Origin of the sequence: Rhizobacter sp. (assembly GCF_031412495.1) — a bacterium.
Classification (GTDB): Bacteria; Pseudomonadota; Gammaproteobacteria; order Burkholderiales; family Burkholderiaceae_C; genus Schlegelella_A.
Map to the genome: position 1 here is coordinate 1 of NZ_JANODC010000179.1, position 2,060 is coordinate 2,060.

Here is a 2,060-nt window from a genome sequence, read left to right on the forward strand (position 1 = left end):
GGGTCGCCGGATGCGCAGCCTGCCAGCGCCACGATGGCTCCCGCCGCCGCAGCGGCGCACAGGGTACGGAGGCGGTGCAGGGCGGGCATGGCCGGTCGCGGCAATCCGGGCGCCTGCGCCGGCCCCGTGGCCGCAGCGCCCAGCGTCCGCGTCACGCGTCCGCGGGCGGCTGGCGCGGCACGGTGGCCCGGAAGGTCGTGCCGCCCTCCCGGGTCGACTCGGCGCTCACGTCGCCGCCGTGCGCACGCACGATCTCGCGGACGATGAACAGCCCGAGGCCGACGCTGTGCGCATCGGCCCCGGCGGCCGTGCCGCGGGTCATCGGCTCGAACAGCTTCGTCAGCAGCTCGGCGGCGATCGGCTCGCCCTCGTTGTGAACGGACAGCGAGAACGTGTCGGCGTCGATGCGCGAGCTCACCGCGACCGGCCGGTCCGCCGCACCGTAGGTGAACGCGTTGGCGACGAGGTTGCCGATCATCTGCACGAGCCGGTCGGCGCTGGCCACGCAGGTACCGTCGCCGAAGGTGCGGTGCTCGAGTCGCCGGGTCGCAAAGGCGAGGCGCAGGTCCTCGACGCACTCCGCGACGACCCCATGCAGGTCGACCGGCTTCAGGGTGAGCTTCAGCCCCTGCCCGAGCCGGGCCTGGGTGAAGTCGAGCAGGTCGACGATGAGCCGGTTCGCACGCGCCACCGAGTTCGTCAGCCGGCCGAGCGCGCGATGCTGGTTCGACGACAGCTCGCTCATGCCGAGCAGGTGCGCGCTCATGTGGATCACCGCCAGCGGGTTGCGCAGGTCGTGGCTGACGATGCCGATCATCTGCTCGGCGAAGAGGGCCCGGTCCTCGGCGATCGCCCGCTGCCGGTCGCGTTCCTCCAGGGCGATGCTGAGGGCCCGCTGCGCCGACTGCTCGGCGACGAGGAGCTGCTCGGCGCGCCGGCGCGCGAGCAGCAGCTCGCGCTCGTACTGGTTGCGGTCCTCGGCGACGAAGAGCGAGATCTCGTGGAAGCTGCCTTCGGGGTGCTGCCGGCGCTGCGCGTTCATCACGACAGGGATCCGGCGCCCGTCGCGATGAACGACCTCGAGCTTGACCTCGGCGATCGAGCCCTGGATCTGCAGCAGCGGCGCCCAGTGGGTCTGGTGGAAGATGCGTCCGCCCATGGTCAGCAGGTCCTGCACCTTGAGGCGACCCTCGAGCTCGCCGCGCTCGCGGCCGACCCAGCGGCACATCGTCGCATTGGCGCGCCGGATCAACCCGTCCGGGTCGGTCAGCAGCAGGCCGCACGCGGCCTCGTCGTAGAGCGCTCGCGAACCGGGCAGGCGCTGCGCGTCGCCCGACTCGCCCGCCGTCATCGTCAGAGCCCCTGCGCGCGCAGGAACTCGTGCATGGCGTCGGCGCAGGCGCACGGCTCGCTGAGGTGCGGGCAATGGCCGACGTTGGCGATCACGCGCAGCGTCGAGCGCGGCAGGACGCGGTGCATGTAGTCGCCGACGGCGCGCGGCGCGATGAGGTCGTCGCTGCACTGCACGATCAGCGTCGGCGTCTGCAGCAGGGGCAGGTCGGCCCGGTTGTCGGAGAGGAAGGTGACGCGGGCGAAGTGCTTGGCGATTTCCGGGTCGGTGCGGCAGAAGCTGTTCGTCAGCTCGGCGGCGAGCTCGGGCTTGTCGGGCGCGCCCATGATGGCCGGCGCCATCGCGCTCGACCAGCCGAGATAGTTGCTCTCGAGCGTCTCGAGCAGGGAATCGATGTCCTCGCGCTTGAAGCCGCCGACGTAGTCGCCGTCGTCGATGTAGCAGGGCGACGGGCCGACCATCATGTGCGCGGCGAAGCGGCCGGGCGCCTTCAGGTCGGCGAGCACGCCGATCATCGCGCTGACCGAGTGGCCGACGAAGATCACCGGCCCGACCGCCGCCTCGTCGAGGATATCGAGCAGGTCGTCGGCGTAGCCGTGCAGGCTGTCGTACTTCGTCCGGTCGTAGGCGCCGAGGTCCGACATGCCGCTGCCGACCAAGTCGAACAGGACGACGCGAAAGCGCGGCTCGAACACCGGCCGCAGGAGCC

2 protein-coding genes are annotated in these 2,060 nt (G+C 71.6%); both read right to left on the reverse strand.

Annotation, left to right across the window (positions count from 1 at the left end; genetic code table 11):
- Nucleotides 1–151 precede the first annotated feature (151 nt).
- Nucleotides 152–1,351 carry a PAS domain-containing sensor histidine kinase gene (locus AC30N0_RS06605; RefSeq protein ID WP_489517132.1) on the reverse strand — a complete coding sequence of 400 codons (1,200 nt, stop codon included), beginning with the start codon at nucleotides 1,349–1,351 and terminating at the stop codon, nucleotides 152–154.
- Nucleotides 1,352–1,353: 2 nt separating this feature from the next.
- On the reverse strand, nucleotides 1,354–2,055 hold the full coding sequence (locus AC30N0_RS06610) for an alpha/beta fold hydrolase (protein ID WP_489517133.1): 702 nt from the start codon (nucleotides 2,053–2,055) through the stop codon (nucleotides 1,354–1,356).
- Nucleotides 2,056–2,060: the final 5 nt, after the last annotated feature.

What these genes read in the sequence shown, in the direction of transcription:
- AC30N0_RS06605 (WP_489517132.1), bottom strand. Translation starts at nt 1,351, where the DNA reads ATGACGGCGGGCGAGTCGGGCGACGCGCAGCGCCTGCCCGGTTCGCGA.